Below are 20,200 nucleotides of genomic sequence, written 5' to 3' on the forward strand. Positions count from 1 at the left end.
TGATCAGACGGTGGCGCCTGAGACAAAATCCGTGCCCGTAATATTGAGCGTCAAAATACCGGCATCCGTGTGACCTTGGCCGTCGGAGATCTTATAATACTGGATGGTTTCTGTGACGTGATCGCCCGGTGCGATATCTGCTGCCAGATCATAGGTGAATGAGCCGTCGGCCTTGACATGGAACGTACCATAGGTGCCGGCGACGTCGGTGGTTGCGCTCGGGTTGCCGTTGACGTTCGTGCCGGCGAACTGACGGAGGAAGAGATGTCCATTGTCGCCGGGAATGTCGTTGTCGAGCGCATTGCCGCCGATCGGGCTGCCTTCGTTGAAGCTGTAATGGTCGTCGACAGCGATCGGCTTGACCTGAGTGACGCCCTGAATATTCAGGGTGAACAGGCCGACATCGGTATGACCGCTGCCGTCGGAGATCTTGTACGAGACCTTTTCCTGGAGCAATTCACCATTGGTGAAGTTGACCTTCGCAGCAGCGCTCAGAACATAGGTGTAGCTGCCGTCCGGTTTGACGAAGAAGGTGCCGTAGTCGCCCTGGATTTCAGTAACCTGGCTGTTGCCCTGCTTGGCGCCAACGCTCTGCTGGTCGAATGCGCGAAGGAATAGGTGGCCGTTGTCAGATGAATCGTTGCTCAGCAAGTTTCCCGAGATGACGTCGGTTTCCAGAAATGTTGCAGTATCGTCGGTTGCGTGAATAGCCATTGTTGTCTCTCCTTGAATTGATCTTCGCTGGTCAATTTTAACCTTAGCGACGGGTAGGATTAAGGATATGTTAATACACAGAGTCAAGGCTGAGATTAACATGATATGAACATTGGAGCGCCTTATATGCAATAATGGCACACCTACAATCGGGGTAATAGGATGAAACACTGGCAGCTTAGTGCATTAATAATAAGTGAATACGCAGTGTAACGGACGGCTGCATATATTTCTTCAGAATGTAAGGAATTTTATTCTGAGGCAATCAATGGGAATACAGATATTCACTTCCATGTCGATGAAATTGTCAAATAATCACATTGGGCTAGCAATCTCTTTTGATGATTTTGCCGTGTAGTCTCGATACCCATCTCACATCATATTAAGTTCATCACTGTCATTTCCATTGTAGGATACGCTGTAGGGAGAACCTTCGCAGTTGTGGCGGCATGATCACAGCAATCCGCCGGGTACGCAAAATGGACTGCTAGCGAACTGACATTCTAGTAAAAATACATATCGTTTGTGCGTTACAACTTTGGCGCCATGAAAAATACCTTGAAGACGAAGAAAGTACCCCCTGCGATCAAGAATATCGACAGATAGAAAGAATTTTAGTGTTTCATTTTAGCTGACGGAGAGAGAGGCGGGCTTAGAAGATTTCCATTACCTCCGGGAGATCAGAGCATGACCGTCTACTACGTGAATTCAGCGACAGGATCCGACCACAATAGCGGAACCACGGAGAATTCGGCTTTCGCGACATTGTCCGCCGTCGAGTCACTGAGGCTGAACCCCGGCGACAGCGTGCTGCTTGCTGCCGGAAGCGTGTTCAATGAACAATTCGATTTGAAATACTCCGGAAGCGTCACGGCTCCGATCACGATTGGCAGCTACGGTCTTGGCGACGCACCGGTCATTCACAGCAGCAATGATGGCATCCATGGTTCCAAGGCCTCGAATATCGTTATCGAGAATATCAAGATCGCCGATACTGGGGCGAACGCGATATATGCAGGGAACGTGTCCAACTGGGTCGTGCGGAATGTCGAGGTGACGAATACGGGCCTTGCCGGAAAGCCCGGATCCATCAGTTTCCAAAGCAGCCAGAACATCACCATCGAGAACAGCACGCTGACCGGTGTCCATTCCGATGGGATTTGGATGGAGAAGGTCAACGGCGTCACCTTGATCAACAACACCGTCACCAACGCCCAGGGAAGCGCGGCAGACGCCATTCAGCTCAACGACAGCAGCAACATTCTCGTCAAGGACAATCATCTGGAGCAGACGCAAACCAACAGCGCCAAAGGTGTCCTGGTGCTGATCCGAGCTCAGGATGCCCTGGTCGAGGGCAACACGCTCATCGGCGGCGGCTTCGGCTTGAGTGCTCAGGCGGGCACCAATATAGCCATCCACGATAACAACATCTCGGGATATGGCGGCTACAGTTGGTCCTATGGCATCGGCCTTGGCGATCAGGGCGATGCGAAAAACTATGACATCAGCGGAAATTATATCCATGGCGGGGTTTATGGGGTTCTGGTCAGCGCCGCCGGCAACCCCGTCTATATTCGCGAGAATATCGATGTTCATGACAACGTTTTTGACGATCTGTCCTCCGCGGCACTTAAGGTCGACCGGCCTGCGTCGGGCTCCTTCCATGATAATATTATAGATAGCGACGTATTGACGCTGACGATGCCGGCCGCAATCGCCGCGCAAAACACGTTCTTTGTTGGTGAGAACAAGACGTTCGAGCAAGCACAGGCCGAGCTCGACAGCGCCGCCGGCAGCACGGATGGTGGTGCGTCGTCGAACCACGAGCAGGCGCCTGCTGAACCGGTGGTCGATCACCCTGCGGAAGTGGCCGCGCCACCGCAACATAGCACCCCGGCGCCTGCGACGGAAACGACGGTCGCGACCGCACCTGCAGTCGCCGCGCCGAAAATTGTCGCAGTCCATGACAACTTGAAGATTTCGACCGATACTGGCAGCGCTTATCACGGCAATCTTCTTGATAACGACAATGCTCTTAACGGAATCGTGCTGCTCCGCCGCTTCGGTGACAGCGCAGTAGATAAGCATGGCCTGACGCTGACCGGCAAATATGGGGTCATCCATGTCGAGAGCGATGGCGACTATACCTATACAGTAGACGTGACGAAACTCGCCGGCCTCAGCGGCAACGTCAGCGAAACCTTCCAGTACAAAATTTCTGACGGCGCTTCGCACATCGACACGGACTCGCTCGGTGTGTCCATCAATGTCGATGCATTCCATTCCAGCCAAGCCGCGCACCTGCTGATCTGAGGCAGGCCAACGCTGAGAGAGCGTCGGACGGTTGTCATCGTCCGACTGACGTTTTCCGGCTTCAACGTTCGATCATGAATTGCCGCCGGCTATCGGAATGGACTAAAGGAACGCTGGAAAAATATTTCAGCCGTTCATAAGCAGAGCGAACTATAGTTTAAATTTATAGTTAATACAACAGTAAGCATCGTGTTTATGGCGCGCGACACGGTCATCGCCTTGAGCCGTAATTGGGCGGTTTGCGATTTTCACTTGCTTAGGCCGGTATATTTAGCGTAGCTTTAACGTAGAACCCCTGAAATCACGCGCTATCAATTGGTTTTTTTGTTGGTCACTTTTCGGTGGGATTCATATAATAGGCTGTGGACTTGCAAGCGGAATTTGGCACCGGTGCCGAGGGTCCAAAGGCAGTCATGTCATTGATCGGGTTTTGATGGACCCGTAGCTGCAGTGCACGCTCGCCTTTTGGGGTTGTGTGCCATGCGGTATGAGAGGAATATTTCGTGTTTCAGAGTTCGGCAACCGATGTCAGCGAGCCATCCCAAGCTTTACGGAAGTGCAAAGGGGGGCTTATCTTCATTGGCATAGCTAGCGCGCTTATCAATATCCTTTATCTTACAAGTTCATTTTTTATGCTTGAGGTGTATGACAGAGTCATCCCAAGCAAAAGCATACCGACGCTGACTGCCTTGGCAATACTTGCGTTAACTCTTTACGCCTTCCAGGGAGCGTTCGAAGTTCTCAGAAGCAGAATGCTCGTGCGTGTTGCCGGTGCGCTCGACGAGATGATGAATGGACGTGTGTTCCGGGCGCTCATCAAGGCGCCGTTGAAGGTCAAAATCGGCGGGGACGGGCTTCAGCCGTTGCGCGACTTCGACCAGATCAGAACCTTCCTGTCCGGCATGGGCCCGACGGCGATGTTCGATCTGCCCTGGCTTCCCTTCTATATCGTCATCTGCTTCCTGTTTCATCCAGCGATCGGATATATCGCGATTGGTGGATCTCTGGTTCTGGCCATCTTGACGTTCTTGACCAACCAGGGAACGCGTACGGTTTCAAAACGGCAGTCCGACGCCGCCAATATGCGAAATGCGTTTGCGCAGACCTCGATCCGCAATTCCGAGGTCATTCACGCAATGGGCATGGCGGGCACCATGGCTGAAATCTGGGAACGCAAGAACGGGGAATACCGGGGCATCAACCGGCAAGCATCGGATGTCGGCAACGGATATGCGACCCTTTCGAAGATTTTCCGTATCGCCTTGCAATCGGGAACGCTTGCGACCGGCGCGATCCTGGTCATTCAAGGACAGGCCTCTTCAGGCATCATCATCGCGGGCTCCATTCTGACATCTCGCGCGCTGGCTCCTGTGGAAGCAGCGATCGGAAATTGGCGCGGGTTCGTTTCCGCCCAGCAAAGCTGGGGGCGGCTTGCGAACCTGCTGAAAACCATTCCGGAAATTCCAGCCCCCCTCGCGCTTGCGGCGCCTTCCAAGCAGGTTACGGTGGAGGGACTGGCAAGCGGGCCGCCGGCTGGCCAACGCCTGGTGATTTCCGATGTCAGCTTCGGGCTGAGAGCAGGAAGCGCACTTGGGGTTATCGGTTTCAGCGCCTCGGGCAAGTCATCTTTGGCGCGGGCGATGATGGGCATCTGGCCGACCGCCAGGGGATCCATCCGCCTCGATGGCGCAGCACTCGACCAGTGGGATGGTGACGCGCTTGGCCGGCACATTGGTTATCTGCCGCAGGACGTCGAACTGTTCTCGGGGACCGTCGCGCAGAATATCTGCCGTTTCGCGAAGGATATGTCGCCTGAGACCGTGGTTGCCGCGGCGAGGGCGGCGCGTGTTCACGATCTCATTCTTCGTCTGCCGAATGGTTACGAAACCGAAATCGGTGAAGGGGGGGCAGCGCTTTCGGCCGGCCAGAGACAGCGTATCGCACTGGCAAGAGCGCTTTACGCGGACCCCTTCCTCGTCGTGCTCGACGAACCGAACTCCAATCTCGATGAAGAAGGCGAACGGGCACTGAGTGCCGCGATCATGAGCGTGCGCGCACGCGGCGGCATCGTCGTTGTCATCGCACATCGATCCGGCGTTCTGGCCGTGTGCGACTTCGTGTTGATGATGCAGGACGGCCGGATGATCGCATTCGGTCCCAAGGAGGAAGTTCTGGCACGGGTCAGCCGACCGGAAGCAGCGCGCACACCGATTGAAGCAGCGCGTACACCGATTGCCGAGCGTGTGGCTCAGCTCAAAGTCGTGGTCGACGGCATGAATGCGGCCGAATAGGCCGGAGGGAAAATTTTGAACAAGATTATCAGCGAATCCAAACGTTCCCTCAATCGTCATGTCGCCATTGTCGGCGTGTTGTCGCTAGCTCTCGTTTGCGGCATTGGCGGTTGGGCAGCAACGACGGAACTTTCGAGCGCCGTCATCGGCGAAGGCGTGGTCGTCGTCAATGGTGATGTCAAGAAGGTCCAGCACCTGATCGGTGGTATCGTCTCGAAACTGCTGGTTTCCGAAAATGACCATGTGACGGCTGGACAGGTGTTGATACAGCTCGATGGCACGACGACAAAAGCACAGCTCTCGATCGTCGAGAGCACGCTCGCTCAGCTTTATGCGCGCCGTGCCCGTCTGAAGGCCGAACGGATCGACGCCGAGTCATTCGATGTCGAGGAAAACATCAGTGATCTGACATCCAGCACCGCCGCGCGGGATCTGCTCGACGGCGAGACGAAGTTGTTCGATAGCCGCAGATCGGCGCTGATCGGCATGAAGAGCCAGTTGGCGTCGCGCAAGGATCAGCTGGCCGAGCAGATCAAGGGCTTGGTCGTTCAGATCGACGCCACCAATGATTCCCTAGGCCTGATCGAACAGGAGCTCGAGGGCGTCGATACGCTCTACAAGAAGGGGCTGGTTACGCTCCAGCGTTTGAATGCGCTCAAGCGCGCCCGCGCCGAACTCAAGGGTAACAGCGGCCAGGAAATCGCCGCAAAGGCGGAGGCCGAAGGCAAGGCAATCGAGATCGATCGCCAGTCAATCCAGCTGGACGAGGATCGTCGTTCGGAGATCGCGAAAGAACTGACCGACGTTGAGGCGAAGATCGCCGAGAATGAAGAGCGCCGCGGAACTGCTGTCGATCAACTCCGCCGTCTCGACATTACCGCGCCGCTCAGTGGGCGCGTTCACGAACTCTCTGTTCACACGGTCAATGGCGTCGTCAATCCTGGTGAGACGCTGATGCTCGTCGTTCCCGAAAATGACGATCTGACGGTTCAGGCGAAAGTCGCCACTCGCGATATCGACCAGGTTCACGTCGGCCAGTCCGTCGATGTGCGTTTCAGCGCCTTTGATCAGCGCACGACGCCTGATGTGCGCGGCGAGATCACCTCGATTGCACCTGATATCGTCAAGGATGAGCGGACGGGCATCAGCTATTATCCCCTTCGCGTCAAGCCGGAGGCTGCAAGCATCGCGAAGCTGAAGTCGATAAAGCTCTATCCCGGCATGCCGGCCGAAGTCTTTATCAAGATCGCCGACAGGAACGTCATCTCCTATCTGACGAAGCCGCTGACCGATCAGATGCAGCACGTATTTCGTGAGGAGTGATGGCGCTTGGACCGCGTCGTTGCGAGGGTCCTGACATATGGCATTTCCGATCAGCGAGGCCGCATGAGGCCATAGCCGCGTCAAACCCGGCATGAGTGGTCGACTTCAGAAACTTGTAATCCTGCTGCCGCTTGGTTCAAGGAAGGACGCGTGACCTCTGGGCTCCGCCGAGATATGGTTTCTCCATGATACGTTTGCGGCTTTGGAGCACGGTGCCAACTGAGAGACGATCGGTCTATGGATGGCTTCTGCTTTCGGCGTGTCTGGTTATGCTCTCAGCGCCCGAAAGCGGTTATGCCGAAAATTCCCCGCCGATGAAAATAGTAGCCTTCGGAACATCTTTGACGGCCCGCGGGGGGTGGCAATCGTCTCTCGAGACGGCGCTTGCAGCCTGCCTGCAAAGGCCGGTGACGGTCGAGAGCGTCGCAAAGAGTGGCGAGACGTCGCTATGGGCTCTCACCCAGATCGATCGCGTTATTGCCGAGCAGCCGGATATCGTGCTGATCGAGCTTTACGCCAACGATGCGGCATTGCAGCGGTTTGTGTCGCTTGCGCAAAGCCGAAAGGATATCGGCGATATCCTCGACCAGATTCGGCTGCGCCTGCCGCACGCGCGGATCATCGTCATGGCGATGAATCCGTTTTCGGGACTGCGTGGCCTTATCCGCCCCTTTGTCGGCAGCTACATCTCGGCCCATGAGGCGGAGGCCCAGAAACGAGGTCTGGAGTTTGTCGACCACCGGCCCAACTGGCAGCGTCTGACATCGGGGGATCTGGCCGCAGCGATTCCTGATGGTGCCCATCCGCTGCCCGACATTGCTTCCAAAATCATCGTGCCGGAACTTGTCAAACATATCGCCGGCGGCAACTGCAAAGACTGAAGATTCCTGCCTTGCCGATAAAGCGTGTCGCGATCTTTCAGATTCGCTTGTCACGCTTTAGGTCTTTGTTTTTACGCATGTCTTTATCGCAAAACCGCGGCACACTTTTGCGAGACATGCTCTAGGGTCCGCGGGGGGCTTGGGGTCAGACTGTCGCCAGATAGCCTTTAAGGTAGGTGACCAGCGAAGCCCGTCCAACCTCTGACGGGTCCTCGTGAGACGGGCTGTCCAGATCGTCGAGAAGATAGTTTTTGAGATCCTCGTCGGTATGCGCGACATAGATGCCCGGTCGGCCGGCGAGCTGGCCTACCGTGGCAAGCTGATGATCGTTTCGATGCTCGCCAAGCGACGCCTGCCGGGGAACGAGAATGATCGGTTTTCCAAAACGTTTTGCGGTCAGCACCGTGCCAATTCCCGCATGCGAGACGATAACGCTTGCATCGAAAAAGACCCTATCGAAGTCCGCGGGCTCGATATTCTTGATCCATTTCATATTCTGTGGCGTGTAGGTGCCCTTGCCGATTTGCGCCAGAACCGGCTTGGAAAGTTCTTTCGCGAAGGTGTCGACTGCCTTGACGAGGCGATCAAACGGCAGCTGCGTTCCGACGGTGACAAGGATCAAAGGACAGCTCCTGCGTAGTGGGGGCCATCCGGCCGCGACAAATGTTGCCATTGCGTGAGCCAGAGCGACGCGATACGGCCAGCCAATTTTCCCGATAGGGAGAGCTTCTCGACATTGGCGACACTATCGATCCAGATCGTCCGCTTGCCCGTCAGTTTGCCGGCAAGCAGGCAAAAAAGGCCGGGCGCCGCACCTGTGGAGATGACGACGTCGGGCTTGTGTTTGATAACGATGGCGAAGGCGCTGAAAAAGCACCGGATCGACATGGTAATCGAGTCGCGGCTGCAATCGGGAAGGACCAGGCCGTCGCGAATGTCGTATTTGGCAAGCAGCCCTGGGATGGTCGTTGCAAAGACGATATCGCAGCCCTCGAAAGCGCTCCGCATGGCCATCATCTGCTCCCAGTGGCCGCCTCCCGAGGAGGCAGCGAGAACCTTCAATTTTTTCTCAGTCATAGACAGGCATCCCCTATATTTGACCGACGACAAGAGCGAAAAACCGTTCGGTTCGAACAGCAGTTGTGTCAGAGTAATTCAGTGATAGTCTACCATTCTTGGCCCGGTTGGTTGAATCCATGAAGTTCATCGACGCCGTTACGCATGATGCTTTTGGCTGAAACATAGTAAGGGCCAGAAATTCTCCAAGGGCGTTTGCGCAAACAATATCAGAGGGCGGCATTGGGCTTGTATTCCTGATAGGCATGTCCGAGAATCCCGTTAACCATGCCGGCGCCGCGCAGAACATGGGTGAGAGCCCGCATGCCCCAGTAGGGTGAAATCAAGATCGCCGGCAGCATGACCAGTCCAAGCACGACTCTCGTGGCGCCATAGGCGGCGCGATAAATCCGGCGCTTGAGGTTGCCATGCAGAACCTCGCTGACTGCGAAGGTATTGCCCAGCCGATACTGTCTTTGCAACACCCATTTCCAGGTCATTCGGTTTGCCGGAACGATGTCATAGACAAGGGCCTTGTCAGCCCAGAAAACCTGCATGCCGCGGCGGATGGCCTGATTGAAGAAAAGATAGTCCGTGCCGCCGGTGAAGCGCATTTTCTCCTCAAAACGAAGATTCCACGAGCGGATCAGGGGATAGTCGAACATGACGTTATTCGAAGCCGCATAACCGATACGCTGGCCGTCCACGTTCTTCTTGCGCTCGAATACCCTGGCCTTGATGAAATATTCCGGTGGGTTTTCCGGATAGACCGGCTGGACGGGGCCGTAGACGCAATCGGCGCGGCTTTTCTGGCGAGTCTCCAGCATAGCGTCCAGCCAGCCGTCGACCGGCCATTCGTCATCGTCGAGAAAGCAGAAGAGGTCTGTGCCCGGAGGTGCCGAATCCAGCGCGCGGTTGCGGGCAAAGGGGATGCCCTGGTTTTGCTCGACGACGTAGATCAGGTCGTAGGCGCCTGTCTGGCCGAAGCTCTCCACCGTTGCCTTGGCGCTGCCGGCCGCATCATTATCCACGATCACCATGGTGAGATGATAGGGGCGGACGGGGTGCCTGATCTGGCGCGTCATGACGTCAAGCAGCTTGGCGATCCCGTCCAGACGCCGATAGGTCAGCACGCCGACGGCGATCTTCAACGGCGCTGCGCCGACGTCGGTACCGGCTGCTGAATGCGGGAAAGTTTCTTGCTGGTTCACGACTGTCCCCTCCGCAGCATCTTTCCCAAACGCTTGCGCGCCGCCATCAAGGCCAATTCGGTCGCGGCATCATCGCCGAACGGACCGCCCGCCACCATGTTGCGCGCTTCGCTCCGGAGCTTCAGCAGCGATGTCGTTTCGGCAATGCCGCCGGCCACCAGGCTCTTGCCGAGCGCCTGCAGCCCGTCGTAGCGGCGTGCCAGTTCCAGCCCTGTCGCGATCATGATCCGCGGGCGCAGCGTCTTTGCCCTGCTTGTGCCCGTATAGCGGTTTGAGGCATGAATGCGCTGAAACGTCAGCGGTGTTTCAACGATGGCGCCGCGGCCGAGATAGGCTGCGGCAAACTTAATATAATTGTCGCTCAGAACGACGTCGGTCGCGACGGACATCGGCAATATCTGGGACAGCAGGCTGCGGCGGAAGCTCAAGCCCGATGTCGGAACCGGAAGCGAAGGGAAGCCGCCATTGCGAAGCGCGTGCCGCTTGTCGAACAGCGTCACTTGAAGTTCTGCAGGAGGCTGGTCATTTTCCTCGGTCGTCACCCGGTCGAAACACCAGTCGATCTCGTTGCGATCGTAGATCTCGGCAATCCGTGCGAGTTTACCGGGCAAGAACGCATCATCGGCATCCAGGAGAAAGAGGATATCGCCGCTTGCCGCCGCAAAGCCTGCATTGAAGCTCGACGCCTGACCACCGTTTTCCTTCAATATAGTCAGAATCCGTTCCCCGTAGGAGGCAAGAATCTCACGGGAATCGTCGGTCGATCCGTCGTCGACCACCACCACTTCGAAGTCAGGGTAGGTCTGCGACAGAACGCTATCGATGCATGGGCGCAGGAAGCGACCATAATTGAAATTATTGATGAGCACCGAGAGTTTCAAATCATCGCCTCCTGGACAATCGATCACCGCGCCAGCGTCTGAGGCGCATATCGGCGAATTCCAGCACGATACCCCCGCATGTAGTAATATTTCCAGATAGCCCAGAAACGCTTCTTTGATTGCGGCAAGAGATAAAGCGTGGCTGCCCGCAATGCCCATTGCGCGCTTTCGATCCAGGTCGGAAGCGGAACTCCACTTAGCCTTACCCCTCCAGGCACTTCGTCGGGAAAGAGCGCCGGCATGCCATAACCAAGCCGCTCGCCGCGTTTTTGCACCCAGTCCTCGGTGACACTTGCTGCCGGAATCCAGTGATGAACCACGGCTTCGGCGCATCGATAGGATTTGGCGCCATTTGCCGCCAAACGAATGATGATCTCCGCATCTTCGCCCATGGCAAATATCTTACCTGGAAGAGGACCGATATCTTCCCGGTAGCGCACGCTCGGTCCAAGCAGCTCACGTCGAATGATCGTATTGGGGCCCCAGACCTTTGTCGGGTCGCACGGTCCGCTTTGCGTTTCATTCACGATCGCAAAGGTGGATCCCATGGGAATCCACTCGATAAAGCGGGCCGTCGGCTCCTTTTCCCAATCAGGGACGATTCGGCCCCCGAAGACGCCATAGCCCGGATGGGCGGTGGCGCAGTCGACGATCGCCTTCAGCCAATTCGGTTCGGCGCGAATATCGTCATCCGTAAAGACGACAAGATCTCCCTTCACCCGATCCAAAGCCAAGTTCAGCGCGCCGGACTTTCCGGGCTTGTGCTGTTGCAGGATGATGATCGGGAGCTTGTCGCTATAGGATTTCAAAAGATCAAACGTGTCGTCATTGCTGTTATTGTCGACAGCAATCAGTTCCCATCGATCATGAGGAAGCTCCTGGCGCACCAAGGAATCCAAAGTGTGGCGCAGCCGGCGGCTGGCGCCATTGTAGGATGAAAAGATAACGCTGACGAATAGATCCGACATCAGTTACCAACCCTCTTGGTGAAGTCGAAAGAGAAAAGCCTCATATTTTGACTGCCTGTGCGATGTTCGGGTGAAAGGGTTTTAGGCTGGATTCGACCGCGTCTTGCCGAAGAATTCGCGCCTATGAGTTTCGCCGAGCACCCTCAGCTTACGAAGATTACGCAACCAGCGCCGCGGTTTGGTGAGCACGCCGCGGTTCAGGAAATACTGTCGCAGCAGGCTTGGTGCCTGACTGTGCGATCCGCCATGGGCAACCCGATAGACCGCCCCGCGAAAGGGAAGTTTCGCAAGCGGCGCTCCGCGTTGCGCCAGAATTTTCGCGATACGGACATGGCTACCAAGCATCGACTTGATCCAGTCAAGCGAAGCATCCTCAAATCGGTTCGGCAGATCGTAGAGATCGGCACGAACGATCAAGGATGTGCCGCAGAGATGGCTGAAGTCATCATGGCCGAACAGGAAATTGCCGCCATCGTCCCAGATGTAACCATGGTCGATCGTCCACCCGTTGGCGTCCCGATTTTCGGATGCATGTTGCACGATTCGAGAACTGACGAAATCGTCATCGTCGACAATCATGAAGAAGCGGCTGTCGGCGGCGTTCAACATGCCGCTCAAAACACGCCGGCCTTTGTCAGCCCGGAAGGCATCGAGGAAGTCTTCCTTGCTGCCTTTTCCAAGCTCATGCAGGTCGTTTGGCGGAAAAGTCACGCGCAAGGCGGAAAATTTTTCCGGCAGATCAGGCAGATCGGCCCCTTCGTTCGCCACGATGATTCCGCGCCAGTCCCCATTGGTCTGGTTGGAAATGGAGGCCACGGTCTGGGTGAGATTTGCCTTCAGCCTGCTCCAATCGCGGGCATTGTCCTGATGCCGGACCGGTATAATGAAGGTGACGAGTGGCATCGAATTCTCCCTACGCCCGCAAGCTCATGGCTTCTTTTCGACCGGCATGGTCCATCGCCGCCTGGTGACGCGCCCATTCGATCCCGTCGTCGAGCGAGGTTGCCTTGTATGAAAGATCCGTTCCGCCGGAGAAAGCATTCATGAAGCGGCGAATTTTTCCGTAGCTGTTGTCCAGCACGGCGTGTGGGCGGCCGAGCAGCAACGAGCAAATATGGACGTGCAGACGATCGGTGACGATTGCGCGAGCACGCGAGATCTGACTGATGCCGCGCTCGAAACGGTTGTGCGCTGCGGCGTCCAGCCTCCGCAATGCAACTTCGCTTGGCTTCAATGCGAGATAGGCCGACGCCACCCCCAGCTTCTTGGCGATATCTACCTTCCGTTTCGACTCCGTGATCCAGTCTTCCACAGGAATTTCGGAAGGAATGTTGCGATCGGTGCCGCCGACCCGTTCTGCGTCCTCTCTCAACATGGCGAGAACGGGAATCTGGGTGGCCCTGTCCGGAAGTGGGCCGATGGCAAAGGCCATATCCGGGCATAGCCGTACGGTGCAGTCGAAGTGTTTTTCGGAAAATTCCTTCGATTCTTCGTCTCGCACGAGCAGCACGAAATTCTTGTGGCGACCGATTGCCCGTTTGGACTGCTCGATGCGCTCAGGCGAACTATAGTGGATCGACTGCGGGAACTGGATGATCTGCCGATCGGGGAAACGCTCCATGATCGCTTCGCGGAAATCCTGGTGGGCAACCCAGATATCGCCGAAATTGCCGCCGCCGTGAATGAAGATCGGGCCTGTGGGAACTCGCCGTTTCAGCTCTTCGGCTGAGAAATCGTACAGCCTGGAAACATAGTCCGGGCGCTTGCCGAAGCGATCCTTGAGATAGGCCATCTCACCCAGCCAGATCGCCGAGTCGCCGCAATTGCGGATGTCGGGGAAGTCGAGAATCGCGAGCGGTTCGTCGCGCGAGACATAGTCCTTCAGGCAATCATGGATCATGCCATTGAGTTTTGCGATCAGCTCAGATCTGGATAGGCTGGTCATTCTGCCTCACTTGTTAATGTTCGTTTTAGCTTTAAGCCGACTTGGGAACGGCAATACGTTTGGCTTTTGACAGGAACTTGGCAAAGATACGCTGAACTTCGGTTTCCGGGCCATTTGGCTTGTTCATTGCGAGCCACAGGACAAAGCTGGAACCGACATAGAGAATACCGCCCGTGATGACCAGAATGGCCAGGTGAAGGGCCAAGGCCAGCTTGTCGACGGGAGCGCTCATGAAATGCGACAATCCCCAGATGCCGGCGGCCATCAGGGCGACGCTGGCAAGCGCGCGGAAGTTTGCCGCGAGCTGCTGGAAGAACGGCAGATTGATTAAGCGCTTGACGAGAAGCATGTTGACAACGGTGGAAATCAGACCCGTCAGCACGCGCGCATAAACGACGCCCGGAAGCCCGGCCATCATGAGACCGGCGATGATGATGGGAATGCGAACCACCAGCATTTGCGTGTCGCGGATAAACAGCATCTTGGTATGGCCCTTCGCCATGCCCAGCGGCTGGACGAGCGAGCCAAGGGTCTGCAGGGCGAAGACCGATGCAAGTGCCTGCACGATGAAGATCGCAGGAGCCCACTTCTCTCCCAAGGCAAGCCGCATCATCGGGTCAGCCACAACAGCCATGCCGATTCCGGCCGGAAGCGCCACCGCAGCCAACAGGGCCTGTGCGCGCTGATAGGCTGCGACAAGCCGGACCGGGTCGTTCCGGACCTTCGAAAAGCCCGGATAAATCGTCTGGTTCAACGGCGCGGTAGCCTCGCGCGTCGGCAGCGTCGAAAGAGTGTTGCCGACCGTATAGTGACCAAGCTGTGTGGCGCCCAGCATCTTACCGATCAGCAGATACTCGATGCGCCAGTTCAGCGTGTTGACGATCTGTCCGGCCGTCAGCCAGACCGAGAAGGAAAACAATTCGCGGGCATGGCGGAAGGTTATGCGCGGCCAGAACGGCAAGACGGTGTAGGACACGATGATATTGGTCACCTGATAGGCAAGGGTGCCGATGACGAGAGCCCAATAGCTCTGGTAGATGGCGGCAATTGCCACCGTCACGACGAAACCGACCAGCTTTTGCGAGACGTTCAGCACGAACTCCTGCCAGAAGATCAGATCGCGCTGGAGCATGACGCGGCGTGGGTTGGCGAGGCCGCTCAGGAGCAGGCTGAAACTCAAGGCAAGCATCACGCTCGTCAAACGAGGTTCATTATAAAACTCGGCGATCGGATAAGACGCGGCGGCAAAGAGCAGCGCCAATATGGCGCTTCTTGTCACGCTCAGTGTCCAAACCGCGCTGAAATGGGTTTCGCTCGGAGACTCGTGGCGGATGAGCGCCTGATTGAGCGAAAGCTCAGTGACCGAACTCAAGATGACTTGAATCGTCGTTGCAATAGCGACGAGACCAAAGTCAGCCGGTACGAGATACCAGGCGAGGACAAAGGTGCTGAGTGCCGAAAGCCCGTTGACGATGGCGCGGGACAGGCTCAGCCACATGCTGCCCTGGATCAGTCGGTCGGTCACACTGCTCATGGGCGAACGGCTCCCGAGGTCGCGGACATTGACCATTTGAGCGGGCCGCATGCGCATCGAAGGTGCTTCTGCTCCTTGCCGGCGCAGAGGGTATTCATGAAGTTAGAAAGCATCATGCTTTAATTGCCTCGTCACGAAAGCGATTGCGACCTTAAAGGGCGCTTGCCGCTTTCTTGGAAAAATCTTGCTTCAGCCGGTTCAGCTCGACCAGCATTCTCTCGTGTGCTCTTACAATAGACTCGTCTGTGCTGAGCTGGCCCGGCTTCTCTGCCACTCGCTGCAATGTCTTGACGGTCGATCCGAAGACATAATTTCCGGTCAGCTGGCGGATCCGGCGGTGACGGAATGTTACGTTCTTCAATAGGTAGGTATTTTTCCGAACCAGCGAGGCTCCGGCTTCGACGAGGTTCGACGGGCCGATCGGGTCGAAATCGATCTCCAGATCAAGTGCACTCGCCCAGTCGTACCACTTGGCTCTGTTCCCTGGAGCGATCGGGCGAATCGCCCGCCAAGGAACGCGAAGCGCGTCTGATATAATGCAGCCATGCATCGCTTCCGAGACGACTTTATGTGATGCGCTGATTTCGGTCAGAACTTTTTCCACCGACCAGCGCGGATCGATATAGTGGATACCGGCGAGATCGCAAACCTTATCCCAGCTGCCGTACATGGCGCTTTCATAATGCGGCATGAACGAGACGGGATAACGCTTCTCGATGCTTTTTGTATCCCAGCAGCTCCGCGTGAGGATGCCCGAATCGCCGATGGCGTAGCTCGAATCGATGCCGAGAATCTCGGCGGTCTTCTTTCCGCGGACGAAATAGAATGTCCAGTTGCGATCGACTTTCGGCGGGTTGGTGTAGCCGCCATAACCCGAGCCGAAGACAATCTTCTGCATGTTCGGATCGAAATTGTCGTAGAGGATCGAACCGATGCCGAGAAAGAGCTGGCCTTCGTCATCGTCGAAGAAGCCGGGTAGCAGACGCTCCCAGAGCCAATGGTTGAGTTCATCGCCGAAATTCTCGTGTTTCCCGCGGTAGGCAAACATCTTCATCGTGCTTCTCCAGTCGGCAAGTGCTTGACGATCGAGACCGTCTCGTCTTCGCGTGCCATGCGCCCGTAACGCGAAATGATCTCGATATCGCTGCGGATTATCTTTGCCGGATTGCCCGCGACCAGCGAGCGCGGTGGAACACTCTTGGTCACCACCGAGCCCGAGCCGATGACGCATTCGTCGCCGATTTCAACACCGGGCAAAATGATGCTGCGGGCGCCGATGAAGCAGCGTCTGCCGATTCTCGTGTGAAGATAGAGCCCGCGCGTGAGGTCGTGGGTCAGGATCGCCGCCTCAAAGGCGACATAGGTTTCCGCGCCGATATGCAATCCCTTCGGATTGGTCTTGTCGAACCGCACGCTCAGGGAAAAGCTGGCCGTCGGATCGATGTCCATTCCCCAGAACTTCGTATAGTAGAGCCATTTGGCCTTCACAATTCCGTTCCGCAGCGGCCGAAATACGTTCAGTCCCCACTTCGGCTTTTTTCCTGTCTGCACCATCAAGTCCGACCCCGGCTGGAAAATTCGTCTAGCACGGAACTGTAATAGTCCTCGAGCATCCCCGTCTGACGACGTAAGTCAAAGCGCTCGGCCACCAGAAGCGGTGCCCGCGCGCTAAAGGCTGTCCACAGGGCCTGGTCATTGAGCAGCCTTCCGACTGCTTCGGCCATTCCTGCGACATCCCGCTCCTCCACGAGATAACCAGTTTTCCCCTCTTCGATCGCTTCGCCCACGCCTCCCGAGCGAAATGCGACGACCGGAGTTCCCACGGCTTCGGCCTCGAGATTGGCCAGGCCGAAAGCTTCAGCGTGACCATTATCGAGGGTCACGCTTCCATGGAGATAAAGCTCCGCACTGGCGAGCAGATCCCTTATCTCAGTCTGCGACAGATTTTCATGGATCGTGACGCTTGGCAAGGAACGACGCGCCAGTGCTTCGATTTCCTCCTTCAAAGGACCCTGGCCGACCATGACGAATTCGACCGGAGTGCCGGCGGCCGCCACGCGTGCCAGCGCGTCGATCATGAAGCGGTGGCCCTTATAGTCGACGAAGCGGGCAATGGAAACCACCAGCCCTTTTTTTCGTGGACGTGGCTCCATTTTGAACAGATCGAGATCGATGCCGATATGATGGCGATAGACGCGGTCGGCGCGAAAGCCGAGCGCCAGCAGCCGATCGCGGATGAAATCGGAAACGGCGATATTCCAGCTGTTCCAGCCAGCCATCTCGCTCCGGCCCTTGGCAAAAAAGCGCACCTGATTGAAGCCGCCCGGCTTTTTCGGGTCACCGCCATAGGTGGCGTCGAACCCGTGGAATGTCGTGACCAGCGGCTTGCCGGCGGCGCGCGCCAGGGGGCCGATGACATAACCGTTCTTGCCGAAATGGGCGTGAACGAGATCGGCCTGGCCGATCGCCGGAAAGAGAAAGGGAAGGCCGATCTGCGGAATTTTCAGAAGCAGTTCGCCGGCCCGCGCAACGGGAGACCGACGGATGTCATGAACCGGGATAGTGGATTTTTTGGTGTGGGCGGACGGAATTCGCGTGCCGGCAAGAATTTCAGCTTCGAAAGAACGAAATGCTGCCGCCTGATTGAGAACAAATGCCTGGCTGGCAGGCAAAAATTTTTCCACGTAAATAACGGCTTTTCTCATGAATCTGTCGACGTCTCCGTTGTCTTGCCCATCACATCGCCTCTATTGCCCGCCTGATGCCATTAACCGCACTTCTCGGCGCATTGTTGTCGTCATAAAGATTAACGCGCTTTGCGCAGGCTGCGTCGGGAGCGGCTTCGTTCTCAATGCGCTCGCCGTATTTTTCCGACATGCCCCATACTGTCACGCCTTTCAAGTCGCCACGCTCGGCCGCCACAGTAATCACATCACCGAAAATATCCGCGTATGACGTCGGCGAAAAGCCTTTGTCGCGGTTCAGGAACTGGCAGGAGGCATCAAGCTCGGTGATGAACACGCCGACACCCATGTCCTTCAGCGCCGCGCAGAAGCGCCCCATTCCTTCCGGATCGATCCGGTCGAGGCCGGGACGGAAATGCGCCTGCAGCCCCACCGCATTGATCGGCGATTTCCGGGCGACGAGATCCTCAACGATTCTCAGGATACGCGCGCGCTTCTGTTCGAACACGTCGGATTTTTTCTCCAGATGCGTTTCGTTCAGCACCAGCATTGCGCCGGGATTTGCCTCATGTGCCATATCGAAGCTCATACGGATATAGTCGTCGCCAAGAAGGCGTCGGAAAACACAATCTCGCAGATCCGGCGCATCATATTCCAACGGCTCGTTCACCACATCCCAAGCGTCGATTGAGTTCTTATAGCGAGTGACAACCTGTTTTATGTGACGGTTCATCGTCGCCTGAATCGCCTTCGCGTCGGTGATGTCCGACACCCACTCCGGGACGCGATACCAGATCAGCGTATGGCCATAAACCCTCATGTTGTTTTTTTGCGCAAATGCAACCATCCGGTCCGCATTCCTGAAACTGAAAACACCGGGCCTCTTTTCCGTCGCATTCCACTTCAGTTCGTTTCGCGGCGTTATTGAATTGACGTTATTGATGTATATCTCGGAAGCAATTGGATCGCTGATATTTTGCAGGTCGATTGCCGATCCGAATCGGAACGCCTTGCCGTCGGCAAGGGCGCGCAGCCCTCCCGCTGAAGGCACCTGTGCCAGGACGTGGCCCGCATTGGCATACAACAGGGCGAGCGGAACCGAGGCGAGGAAACGTCTTCTATTCATTTTATCTCTCACGGTTGGCTTTTTTGATGTCCGCGGCCAAATTTAGAGGGCCAGGCTCGTCGGCAACGCGGCATTCGCGTTCAATTCAACGGAGTAATTCAACCCTAAATATACTTTCGCCGTAGGGGATATTGTCAGTGTGTGCTAGACTTTTCAGCCGGCGCCACGATATAAACTGTTCTGGAGGGCGCTGGTGATGGAAGATTGGTTTAGCTATCTGATAAGCTGTTTTCATATGGCATTGCAAAATGCCGTTTTTTTTATGACGACCATTCGAAACGATCTATTTCTTCTCGATGCCCGACAATTCTCGGCGCTCGTTCTCGGTGTCACCGGCGTCATTTTTCTGTCGTTCGCAGCGCTTGTCAGGCTGTCGGGGCGGCTGCGTCGATCGGAGGCCGCCATTCGCTCGCTGAACGAAGACCTTGAGCAAGTCACGCAGGACCTCAATGTCGAGCGTGTCTGGCGCTTGGCGGGCGGGGACAGCACCGAACGGCCGAGTGCGGACAGTTTGAAAGAGCTTTACGAGATTTTGGCCAGGCATCACGACGATGCAAGTTACATGGCGTGAGAAGTCGGCGCATAATCTCAGCTGACCCTAATGCGGATGTTCCTGACTTTGTGCCGGTGCCTTGGCATCGGCAGGAATGGATGCCGGCCGCAGGTCGGTCCCGACCGTCGGCTCGGGCGATCGAAGCCATGCTCTCTCGGAAAAATAGTTTCTCGTTCTTTTCTGGGGTCCCGAAGTGGCATCCAGGGCTAGCGTAAAATTATACCGCCCAGGATTGAGCACTTCGCGGCTGAAATTGATGCTGGCTCCAAAGCCGTCTTCCTTGATGTCCCTCAGATTTTTGATCGCGTTCAGCGTCTCGTGAAAATCGAGCCATTGCGGTTGCCGCAACATGGTTTCGAAAATTCGCAGAATGTTGGGATCGAGCTGACCATTTTGATCCGTCTCGGGATTGATGATTTTCACCCGCATGTTGTTGATCGCGCCGGTGGCGTCGCCGCGAACGATGACGAAGATGGAACTCGGAAGCTGATCCTTCTCCCGCTTGCCGCTATGCTCGAAAATGCATTCGAACGTATCGGCGTCGAAGCTTGCCGCCGCCCAATCGCTGGTTTCGATGCCGGCATTGCGCAGCGCCGCACACATTGCAGGCCCGGATATCCGCCATGTCCGCAGAAAAGTCGACGCGGTCTGTGCCACCGGCGGTTCGATGATATGCAATGGAAACGTGAAGGTGGCTGGGGGCGTCGGGCGGGGCAGGGG

19 protein-coding genes are annotated in these 20,200 nt (G+C 56.3%); 5 read left to right on the top strand and 14 right to left on the bottom strand.

Annotated features, from left to right (window positions below; all coding sequences use genetic code 11):
* Positions 1-3: 3 nt before the first annotated feature.
* Positions 4-714, bottom strand: a complete 711-nt coding sequence (locus HJB83_RS20345; protein WP_207581458.1) for an Ig-like domain-containing protein — start codon at positions 712-714, stop codon at positions 4-6.
* A gap of 687 nt (positions 715-1,401) precedes the next feature.
* Between HJB83_RS20345 and HJB83_RS20350 the strand changes: the two genes are divergently transcribed.
* From HJB83_RS20350 to HJB83_RS20365, 4 genes are all read left to right on the top strand, one after another.
* Positions 1,402-3,027 carry a right-handed parallel beta-helix repeat-containing protein gene (locus HJB83_RS20350; protein ID WP_221132338.1) on the top strand — a complete coding sequence of 542 codons (1,626 nt, stop codon included), beginning with the start codon at positions 1,402-1,404 and terminating at the stop codon, positions 3,025-3,027.
* Positions 3,028-3,530: 503 nt separating this feature from the next.
* The gene (locus tag HJB83_RS20355; protein WP_221117519.1) at positions 3,531-5,318 is read left to right on the top strand and encodes a type I secretion system permease/ATPase; all 1,788 of its coding nucleotides are present in this window, start codon (positions 3,531-3,533) and stop codon (positions 5,316-5,318) included.
* Positions 5,319-5,333: 15 nt separating this feature from the next.
* The gene (locus HJB83_RS20360) at positions 5,334-6,641 is read left to right on the top strand and encodes an HlyD family type I secretion periplasmic adaptor subunit (RefSeq protein ID WP_207581456.1); all 1,308 of its coding nucleotides are present in this window, start codon (positions 5,334-5,336) and stop codon (positions 6,639-6,641) included.
* 185 nt (positions 6,642-6,826) lie between these two features.
* Positions 6,827-7,522 (top strand): SGNH/GDSL hydrolase family protein, encoded by a 696-nt coding sequence (locus HJB83_RS20365; RefSeq protein WP_207581455.1) that lies wholly within the window; start codon positions 6,827-6,829, stop codon positions 7,520-7,522.
* Between the two features lie 145 nt (positions 7,523-7,667).
* On the opposite strand, the gene HJB83_RS20370 is transcribed toward HJB83_RS20365, so the two are convergent.
* From HJB83_RS20370 to HJB83_RS20425, 12 genes are all read right to left on the bottom strand, one after another.
* A complete protein-coding gene (locus HJB83_RS20370; protein WP_207581454.1) occupies positions 7,668-8,144 on the bottom strand; it encodes a glycosyltransferase in 477 nt (158 codons plus the stop codon).
* Positions 8,141-8,599 (bottom strand): glucuronosyltransferase, encoded by a 459-nt coding sequence (locus HJB83_RS20375; protein WP_207581453.1) that lies wholly within the window; start codon positions 8,597-8,599, stop codon positions 8,141-8,143. The genes HJB83_RS20370 and HJB83_RS20375 overlap by 4 nt, the downstream gene beginning before the upstream one ends.
* A gap of 209 nt (positions 8,600-8,808) precedes the next feature.
* Positions 8,809-9,789 (bottom strand): glycosyltransferase family 2 protein, encoded by a 981-nt coding sequence (locus HJB83_RS20380; protein ID WP_221117518.1) that lies wholly within the window; start codon positions 9,787-9,789, stop codon positions 8,809-8,811.
* Positions 9,786-10,670: a glycosyltransferase family 2 protein gene (locus HJB83_RS20385; RefSeq protein ID WP_207584357.1), complete on the bottom strand. Its 885-nt coding sequence runs from the start codon at positions 10,668-10,670 to the stop codon at positions 9,786-9,788. The genes HJB83_RS20380 and HJB83_RS20385 overlap by 4 nt, the downstream gene beginning before the upstream one ends.
* 23 nt (positions 10,671-10,693) lie before the next feature.
* Entirely contained in the window at positions 10,694-11,638 is a 945-nt protein-coding gene (locus tag HJB83_RS20390) for a glycosyltransferase family 2 protein (protein ID WP_207581451.1), read from the bottom strand.
* A gap of 81 nt (positions 11,639-11,719) precedes the next feature.
* The gene (locus HJB83_RS20395; protein ID WP_207581450.1) at positions 11,720-12,541 is read right to left on the bottom strand and encodes a galactosyl transferase; all 822 of its coding nucleotides are present in this window, start codon (positions 12,539-12,541) and stop codon (positions 11,720-11,722) included.
* Between the two features lie 10 nt (positions 12,542-12,551).
* Positions 12,552-13,583 carry a polysaccharide pyruvyl transferase family protein gene (locus HJB83_RS20400; RefSeq protein WP_207581449.1) on the bottom strand — a complete coding sequence of 344 codons (1,032 nt, stop codon included), beginning with the start codon at positions 13,581-13,583 and terminating at the stop codon, positions 12,552-12,554.
* Positions 13,584-13,614: 31 nt separating this feature from the next.
* On the bottom strand, positions 13,615-15,117 hold the full coding sequence (locus HJB83_RS20405; protein WP_207581448.1) for a lipopolysaccharide biosynthesis protein: 1,503 nt from the start codon (positions 15,115-15,117) through the stop codon (positions 13,615-13,617).
* A gap of 151 nt (positions 15,118-15,268) precedes the next feature.
* Positions 15,269-16,171, bottom strand: coding sequence for an exopolysaccharide glucosyl ketal-pyruvate-transferase (pssM, locus tag HJB83_RS20410; protein WP_221132339.1), 903 nt, complete (start codon positions 16,169-16,171; stop codon positions 15,269-15,271).
* Positions 16,168-16,671, bottom strand: a complete 504-nt coding sequence (locus HJB83_RS20415; protein ID WP_007630830.1) for a DapH/DapD/GlmU-related protein — start codon at positions 16,669-16,671, stop codon at positions 16,168-16,170. Before HJB83_RS20415 ends, pssM begins: the two co-directional genes overlap by 4 nt.
* Positions 16,671-17,822 carry a glycosyltransferase gene (locus tag HJB83_RS20420; RefSeq protein WP_221159581.1) on the bottom strand — a complete coding sequence of 384 codons (1,152 nt, stop codon included), beginning with the start codon at positions 17,820-17,822 and terminating at the stop codon, positions 16,671-16,673. The genes HJB83_RS20415 and HJB83_RS20420 overlap by 1 nt, the downstream gene beginning before the upstream one ends.
* Before the next feature lie 31 nt (positions 17,823-17,853).
* Positions 17,854-18,927 carry an endo-1,4-beta-xylanase gene (locus HJB83_RS20425; protein ID WP_207581445.1) on the bottom strand — a complete coding sequence of 358 codons (1,074 nt, stop codon included), beginning with the start codon at positions 18,925-18,927 and terminating at the stop codon, positions 17,854-17,856.
* 196 nt (positions 18,928-19,123) lie between these two features.
* On the opposite strand from HJB83_RS20425, the gene HJB83_RS20430 reads away from it, so the two are divergent.
* Positions 19,124-19,498, top strand: coding sequence for a hypothetical protein (locus tag HJB83_RS20430; RefSeq protein ID WP_221117536.1), 375 nt, complete (start codon positions 19,124-19,126; stop codon positions 19,496-19,498).
* Positions 19,499-19,525: 27 nt separating this feature from the next.
* On the opposite strand, the gene HJB83_RS20435 is transcribed toward HJB83_RS20430, so the two are convergent.
* Positions 19,526-20,200, bottom strand: a 675-nt coding sequence (locus tag HJB83_RS20435; RefSeq protein ID WP_221140778.1) for a DUF6030 family protein, incomplete at its 5' end; no start/stop codon positions are given.

This window comes from Rhizobium sp. NZLR11 (assembly GCF_019685115.1).
Taxonomy (GTDB): domain Bacteria; phylum Pseudomonadota; class Alphaproteobacteria; order Rhizobiales; family Rhizobiaceae; genus Rhizobium.